This is a genomic window from Acidobacteriota bacterium, assembly GCA_028874215.1.
Lineage (GTDB): Bacteria > Acidobacteriota > UBA6911 > RPQK01 > JAJDTT01 > JAJDTT01.
Window position 1 is genome coordinate 1 of the sequence record JAPPLF010000110.1, and the last position, 6,814, is coordinate 6,814.

The 6,814-nt window shown below is 61.6% G+C and carries 7 protein-coding genes; 4 read left to right on the forward strand and 3 right to left on the reverse strand.

Annotated features, from left to right (window positions below; genetic code table 11):
• Positions 1 to 29 precede the first annotated feature (29 nt).
• From OXT71_22465 to OXT71_22475, 3 genes are all read right to left on the reverse strand, one after another.
• Positions 30 to 371 (reverse strand): hypothetical protein, encoded by a 342-nt coding sequence (locus OXT71_22465; protein MDE2929161.1) that lies wholly within the window; start codon positions 369 to 371, stop codon positions 30 to 32.
• Positions 372 to 487: 116 nt separating this feature from the next.
• Positions 488 to 2,002 (reverse strand): hypothetical protein, encoded by a 1,515-nt coding sequence (locus tag OXT71_22470; GenBank protein MDE2929162.1) that lies wholly within the window; start codon positions 2,000 to 2,002, stop codon positions 488 to 490.
• Between the two features lie 261 nt (positions 2,003 to 2,263).
• Positions 2,264 to 2,890: a class I SAM-dependent methyltransferase gene (locus tag OXT71_22475; GenBank protein ID MDE2929163.1), complete on the reverse strand. Its 627-nt coding sequence runs from the start codon at positions 2,888 to 2,890 to the stop codon at positions 2,264 to 2,266.
• 412 nt (positions 2,891 to 3,302) lie between these two features.
• Here OXT71_22475 and OXT71_22480 point away from each other — a divergent pair, with 412 nt between their 5' ends.
• From OXT71_22480 to OXT71_22495, 4 genes are all read left to right on the forward strand, one after another.
• A complete protein-coding gene (locus OXT71_22480) occupies positions 3,303 to 3,587 on the forward strand; it encodes a type II toxin-antitoxin system Phd/YefM family antitoxin (protein MDE2929164.1) in 285 nt (94 codons plus the stop codon).
• Positions 3,588 to 3,592: 5 nt separating this feature from the next.
• Positions 3,593 to 3,982 (forward strand): type II toxin-antitoxin system VapC family toxin, encoded by a 390-nt coding sequence (locus OXT71_22485; protein MDE2929165.1) that lies wholly within the window; start codon positions 3,593 to 3,595, stop codon positions 3,980 to 3,982.
• Between the two features lie 82 nt (positions 3,983 to 4,064).
• Positions 4,065 to 5,300, forward strand: a complete 1,236-nt coding sequence (locus OXT71_22490) for a sialidase family protein (GenBank protein ID MDE2929166.1) — start codon at positions 4,065 to 4,067, stop codon at positions 5,298 to 5,300.
• Positions 5,297 to 6,643, forward strand: a complete 1,347-nt coding sequence (locus OXT71_22495) for a GNAT family N-acetyltransferase (GenBank protein MDE2929167.1) — start codon at positions 5,297 to 5,299, stop codon at positions 6,641 to 6,643. Before OXT71_22490 ends, OXT71_22495 begins: the two co-directional genes overlap by 4 nt.
• Positions 6,644 to 6,814 lie beyond the last annotated feature (171 nt).

The window sequence follows — 6,814 nt, forward strand, 5'->3', positions numbered from 1 at the left end:
AAATCAATGATTTGAAGCGAAAATATCGGTCAGGCAGGCTGGAAGTTCAGATTAGGGGTCAGGACAACCAGGTAGGTGGACCCGGACCTGAAAGGGCCCTCATGGGTCATAAGACATCCGAGATACCCCGTTGCGTTGGGCAATTGCAGGACACTCGCGCTGTAGTCTCGAAACCCCTGCACGAGTGCCGACAGGGTAGCATCGCCGCTCTCCACCTGGGCAGCGGTGACCAGCCCCTCGGGCAGGGCCGGAAGTGCGAGAGGTCTCGGACAGGCTTCCTGCGGCTGCGCAAGTGCGAGCTGCGCGACGGGGAAAACGCCGGACAATCCCAGCACAAAACATAAGCCAACCGTCAATCTGATCGTCTTCATACCGGTTTCTCCTGCTTTAGCGAGTCCACACTGGAAGTTACGAATCGTACTGTTATCCCATGTTCGCTCCGGGGTTTCCACCGTAGGGGGGAGGCAACGCGGATCTTGCTTCGAATTCACCGAAAATTCACCGAGAAGAGATCGGCGTCCTTCATCACCAGGCGCAGCCGCACCGGTTTGCCCGAGATTCGCTTCAAAGGCTCATCCGACATGGCGCCGGAGTGGGACCGTTTCCAACGGACCGTGTGCTCGATCTCGTCGCCCCAGACCAGCGGCGATTCCTCCAGAGCGAAGCCGGGAAGCGGCCGTCCGGCTTCGTCCTGAACCTCGATCCGGATGCTTCCCGCCGCGGAAGTGGCGAAGTTGAGCGCCAGGATGCTCCCCTGGAAGGTCAGGGGCTTGGTCAACACTTCGCCTCCGCGGTAGCCGGCGTTGAGCGAGACGAACCCGTCGGTTCTCAGGACCATCCGCTCCATGTGAATGCTGGGGAACATGTAGTGGCGGATCACGTAGAGGGAGATCTCATCGTCTCCGGTAGAAACGACTCCGGTGGCCGTTCCGTTGGTGCGGTTGCCCCAATTCCTCTTCTCGCGTCCGGGCCGAATAAAGGATTGGGGAAACCGGCGGTCCCAGTTCAGGCCGTCTCGGCTGGTCATGAACACGGTGTCGGAGGCTCCGTTTGCGGGCGCATCGGCAAACCGGGTCCGCCAGGGCACGAAACGCTTGGGGAAGCCCAGGAAAATGTGGGGCGCCCGGAAGTACGGCGTGATTCCGTTGGTGTAGAAGTGGTCCCGGGGCCCGCCTCCCAGGTCGATGTCCTCCAATTCGCTCCAGTTCAGGAAATCCGACGAAGTGGCCCGGCCGATGGCCCGGATCGTGGGCATCCGCCGCTCGCCGGACCCGGTGTGGCGGGGTGGATACCAGACCCGGAGATAGGCGACGTACTCGTTCCTGTACCCGTCCCAGAGGATTCCGTCGCCACCCCAATCCGTCGGAGGCTGGGTGAGGATCGGTTCCTCGCGGATCGGTTTCCAGTGGATGCCGTCGGGAGAAACCATGCCCACGATACGTTTCAAGGGGCGGTTCGGGTGTCCCGAGGCCAGCGCCTTGTACCGCTCCCCGGGGGGAGTTTGGGGATTGGTGTCGAGAAACACCATGAAATTGTGGTTGCCGAAGCCGTCCCAGATGATGTTGTTCTCCTTCGATCCATCAAACTCCACCAGCCCCAGCGACGGCTTGGTCCAGTTCCGGCCGTCCCGGCTCTCGGCGTAGCAGGTCACCTCGGGATGTTCCGGGATCATGGTCTCACCCGGTTCGAGGAGGGATGGAACCGCGTAGGAGGGATCGCTGTGGCCCCGGTAGTACAGGCGGTAGAGCCCGTCTCCGTGGATCACCGAGACATAGGAGCAGGTGGTGCCTTCCCATGGCTCGTCGAAGTCGAGCACCTTGCCGCCGGAGGCGGGCGTCTGGAGCTCCAGCCGGACGTCCCCGGTCATGGTGTCGATCAAGTAGTCGTCCACCATGAGCTCCAGCCGGTCGCCGATGTCGAGAGCTTGGGGCTTGTGGTGACTGCCGGCAGCCGGCGCCGGTGCCGCGAACAGCAGTACCGCGAGCAGACTGGATCTGATCATCCGGATCCTCCTGTGTCCCGTGGGCGAAAAAGGAGGGCGAGTCTATCCAGACTGGATCCTTGGGTCAAAATAGGACCCCTTGGAGTCGGGTGGGGATATCGTCGGCAATATATTCCGACTCAGCCGGGCAGAAGGGCGAAGAAGGGAGAGAGAGGCGAAAAGATAGAGGGACAGTCCCGTTCTCCGAGATCTCGGCTTACGCACAGAACGCCACACCCCGGGAGGACGCCTACCCTCGCGGCGCCCCGGTCGTAGCGGGCTTCAACCGACACGCAGCACAAGGAACTCGTAGCCGTAGAATTCCGAGTAGGAATGCCAGATGTCTATTTCGTGTTGGCACTGGTCCGCCAGCTCCTGCGCATCCGGCGCATCGCGATGACGCTTGCGGAATGCGGTCACGTTGTCCTGCAGAGGCCGATAGTAGTCGTCCCACCACGCCGACGCGGGAAGCGAAAAGTGCCCCACGGTCTCGTAGCCGCACGCCTCGACGGCTTCCAGGAGCGCGGAGATGTCTCGGATCGCCGGATACTCCCGCTTCCAGAACGCGACGCATTCGGCCGGCGGTTCGGGCATCCGCCAGCACACTTCGGTCAGCGCGACGTGCCCGTTGGGTCGCACCAGCCGGCGCCAGGCGCGCAGGCTCGCTTCGACGCCCATGATGTTGATGGCGCCTTCGCACCAGATCAGGTCGAACGAACCGTCGGCAAAGTCGAGTCGGTACATGTCCGCCACGCGGGCTTCCAGTCGATCCGCGATGCCCAGTTCATTGGCCTTGCGGTTCAACGCGTCGATGAACGGGGGGTGGTTGTCGACGGCGACGATGCCCAATGGCGAACTCTCCGCCAGCACCAGTGTCTGGGCGCCGGTCCCGGAGCCGATGTCGAGCACGCGCGTCCGCGTCCCGACGCCTGGAACGAGCCCGAGGGCCCGACGCGTGCTCGCTGTGTTGCCCGGTCCCTGCCGGGGCAACCCACTGAACAGCTCGAAGAACAGCGCGCTGGCTCGATCCGGCGGCGTGACCGCTCCTGTCGATGGTGTTCGAGACGGGCGGACCGAGGCGGAAGCGGCGGTGGTTCTAACTGGAACATCCATTCCCTCATTATCGTGCAACGTAGAGAAAGGGACAGTTCCGTTCTCCGCGAGCTTGTGCTGCAAAGGCATCGATGAGCGAAGGGAGCCTGCGGTCCATGCGAATCCACTGCGGGATTCAATTTTGTGGGGCACCTGGAGACGGTGTATTATGTGACTATGGTCGTGACTATGGTTATATCCTGGACTGCACGAGGATGGGTGTGAAGCCATGACAGTTACCGAACGAGGCGGAGCGAGTGAATCCCGCACCATCAAGGCGTCCGAGTTCAAGGCAAAGTGCCTCAGGCTGATGGACGAAGTGGCAGAGAGCGGAGAAGAGATCGTGATCACCAAGAACGGCCGCCCAACCGCGCGCCTCCTGCCCTACCGCAAGCGGTTCGGGGATTGGTTCGGGGCCGATCGAGACAGGATCGAAATCATCGGCGACATCATCTCCCCGATCAACCTGGAGTGGGAAGCCGAGGTGAACCCCGACCGGGTGGCCAATCCGTGATACTGGTGGACACGCACGTACTGTTGTGGTCGAGACTTGGCGGACGGCAAATCGGGCCTCGTTCCAGAGGGCTGATGGAACGGGGACTACGGGAAGCCGCGCTGGCGGCGTCGGCGTTTTCGTTCTGGGAGGTGGCTCTGTTGCGCGCGAAGGGGCGCATCCGCCTGCTGGAGGACGTCAGAACCTGGAGAACCCGGCTTCTTCAGGATGGTCTCGTCGAGATTCCGGTAGACGGCGACATTGCCATCCGCGCCAACAGCCTGGAGAACTTCCACGGAGATCCAGCCGACCGCATCATCGTCGCGACTGCCCTGGGGGGTCACAGTCTGCTCACGGCCGATGAGCACATCCTGAACTGGAGCGGCCACCTTCGCCGCCGGGACGCGAGAGCTTAATAAGGGGCAGTTCCTTTTTCTGCCTTGTAGTTTGGGCATTGAATTTTCAGCCTGAGATTCGATCGAACAAGAAAGGAAGCCTATGACCTGGAAGGATTTCTCCCGTCGGCAATTCGCAAAACGCTTGGCCGTTTTGGGAGCGCTGCCGCTGAGCGCCCGCCGCTTGTCGGCAGTTCCGGAGGTGGCTCCGTTGAAGCCTCCCGCTCCTCCTGAAGTCAAGTCCTATCCGGGGATCCTCAGGCACAGTGTGGTCTTTTGGGACCCTTACGGGTACTCGGCCTGGCCGACCATCTTGAAGTGCCGGGATGGAGAAATGCTGATCGCGTTCTGCGAAGCCATGCGCCGGAACGCCCGATTGACCCACGCGGATCCCTCGTTGTACGGCATGATCATTCGCTCCGGCGATCAGGGGGAAAGCTGGTCTGAGCATCCCGAAGTCATCGGCGGCTACGAGTACTACGGAATGGATGATCCGGGCATCATGCAGTTGTCCGACGGGAGGATCCTGGTCAACGCCTTCCGCCGTTCCTTTGCCCCGGCGGCCTCGGTGGACAGCAGAACGGATGTTCGCTTGACTCGAGTGGAGCCTTATCAGTGGGCGACCGGCTACAGCGACGAGATGACCTATGTGTTCCACTCGTTGGACAATGCCCGCACCTGGTTGGAGCCGGTCCACGTGGACGTCTCTCCCTTCAAATCAGGATGTCAGCTCCGGGCGATCGTCGAACTGCCGGACGGTACTCTGCTTCTGCCGTGCTACGAGGAATTCGGTCACCCATCGACTTCGAAACTGGCGATGACCTGGACCGCCTATGTCCTGCGATCTCGTGATTGGGGGAGGAGTTGGGGCGAGCCGTCCGTGATTGGGGAACAGGGGGTTCACGGCATCGGCTACAACGAGCCGGCCCTGATTCACCTGACCAGCGGCCGGATGATCGCTCTTCTCAGAACGGGGCCGGCCGGATGGCTCTACCAGAGCGATTCGCACGATCGGGGACGAACCTGGAGCACACCGGCCAAGACCCCGATGTGGGGGTATCCGGCCCATCTCCGGCAGCTCCGGGATGGGAGGCTTCTGGCCACCTACGGCCACCGTCGAAAGCCATTCGGGATCCGGGCCTGTCTGAGCTCGGATGAGGGAAGAAGCTGGGACATTGAGAGAGAGATCGTGCTCCGGGATGATCTCAAGAACCGGGATCTGGGATATCCGACCACCACAGAGTCGGATGACGGCACCCTGCTGACCGCCTACTACGGAAGGGACGAGAACAACGACGTGACCTGCATTCAGATCACGTCCTGGAAAGTAGCCTCTTGACGGAGAAATTGCACAGGGATTTGGGCGAAGGGCTGACCCTGAGGCAGGCCACCGCGGAGGATACTGACGCTGCTGCGGAGTTCCAGGCCCAGGTCCACCTTCCCCATACGTTTGCCGAGTCATTCAGAATCTGGACCCGAGACCTGATGAGCGGAGCCCTCCCGGGATTCCAGCCCGGCGACTTCACCTTGGTGGAAGATACGAGGTCAGGGGCCATCGTGTCGATGCTGAACCTGATCCCGCAAACCTGGTCCTATGGCGGAATGGAAATAAGCGTTGGCCGTATCGAGCTTGTGTCCACGCATCCCGACTATCGAAGGCGCGGTCTGGTGTGGGCTCAGATGGACGCCGTCCATAAGATGAGTGCGAGACGCGGCGAGAAGATGCAGGCGATCAGCGGCATCCCCTGGTTTTATCGCCAGTTCGGCTACGAGATGGCGCTGGAGTTCGCAATGGGGTACTCGTGCCCCGTCTCCAATTGGCCCGCACTCGATGATGCCGTCCGGGAGCCTTACACCGTACGCCCCGCGACCGAAGGGGACCTGCCATTTATAGCCGGTTTGTACGACGCGGCCATGGGGCGCTACCTGGTCTCCTGCGTCCGCGGCGAGAGGCTGTGGAGGTACGAGCTGCACGGGCGGAGCGAGAATACCTATTCCGAGCTGGAGATTTGCGTGGTGGAAGCCGCGACCGGTGAGCCGGTGGGACTTATCGTGCACATCCGGGGTCTTTGGAATGGTGAACCCTGCGTACTTCTCTACGAGCTGAACGAAGGCGCCTCCTGGCTTGAGGTCACTCCCAGCATCGTGAGGTATCTCCGGAGGATGGGCGAGGCATCCAGCGCGCGGCAGACTCGACGCGCGTTTCGAAACGTGGCGTTCGAGCTGGGTACGGAACACCCGGCGTATCAGGTGATGAACGACAGGTCGCCGCGTATGAAGCGGATACGCGCATGGTATGTCCGGGTGCCTGACATTGCCGGATTCCTGCGGCACGTCACACCGGTCTTGGAAAGGCGGGTGGCGGATTCAGCGGTGGCGGGTTACGGCGGCCGGCTCACGATCGGCTTCGTCGATTCCGGAGTGGACCTGTTGTTCGACAACGGGCGTGTGGCAGAGGTCGAGAGATTGGCCCGGCCGCGGAAGGGCGGCAACTGGCTGAATTCCGGGACGTGCGACGCCTTCTTCCCCGGGCTGGTTTTCTTGCAGTTGCTCTTCGGGTTCCGCGCCGCGGATGAACTCCAGTACGCCATTCCCGACTGCGATATCGGGTCCCCGGAGACGCGCGGTCTGCTCAATGCCTTGTTTCCCAAACTGCCGTCGTACGTCTGGGGCGTCTGGTGAGTATGGACCCAATTGTCAGTTTTCCGCCTCGCCGCTGGAGCGGCGTATATTGGAGATCCGTCACCCGTGAAAACGTGCGAAACTTTCGCCTTTTTCGGAGTACTTCCGTTAGTTTGAGTTAAGGAAGGTCTGAACAAGTCGATTCAAGGGACGTGAGAGCCGTTATTGTTT

What these genes read in the sequence shown, in the direction of transcription:
- OXT71_22465 (MDE2929161.1), bottom strand. Translation starts at nt 371, where the DNA reads ATGAAGACGATCAGATTGACGGTTGGCTTATGTTTTGTGCTGGGATTG.
- OXT71_22470 (MDE2929162.1), bottom strand. Translation starts at nt 2,002, where the DNA reads ATGATCAGATCCAGTCTGCTCGCGGTACTGCTGTTCGCGGCACCGGCG.
- OXT71_22480 (MDE2929164.1), top strand. Translation starts at nt 3,303, where the DNA reads ATGACAGTTACCGAACGAGGCGGAGCGAGTGAATCCCGCACCATCAAG.
- OXT71_22490 (MDE2929166.1), top strand. Translation starts at nt 4,065, where the DNA reads ATGACCTGGAAGGATTTCTCCCGTCGGCAATTCGCAAAACGCTTGGCC.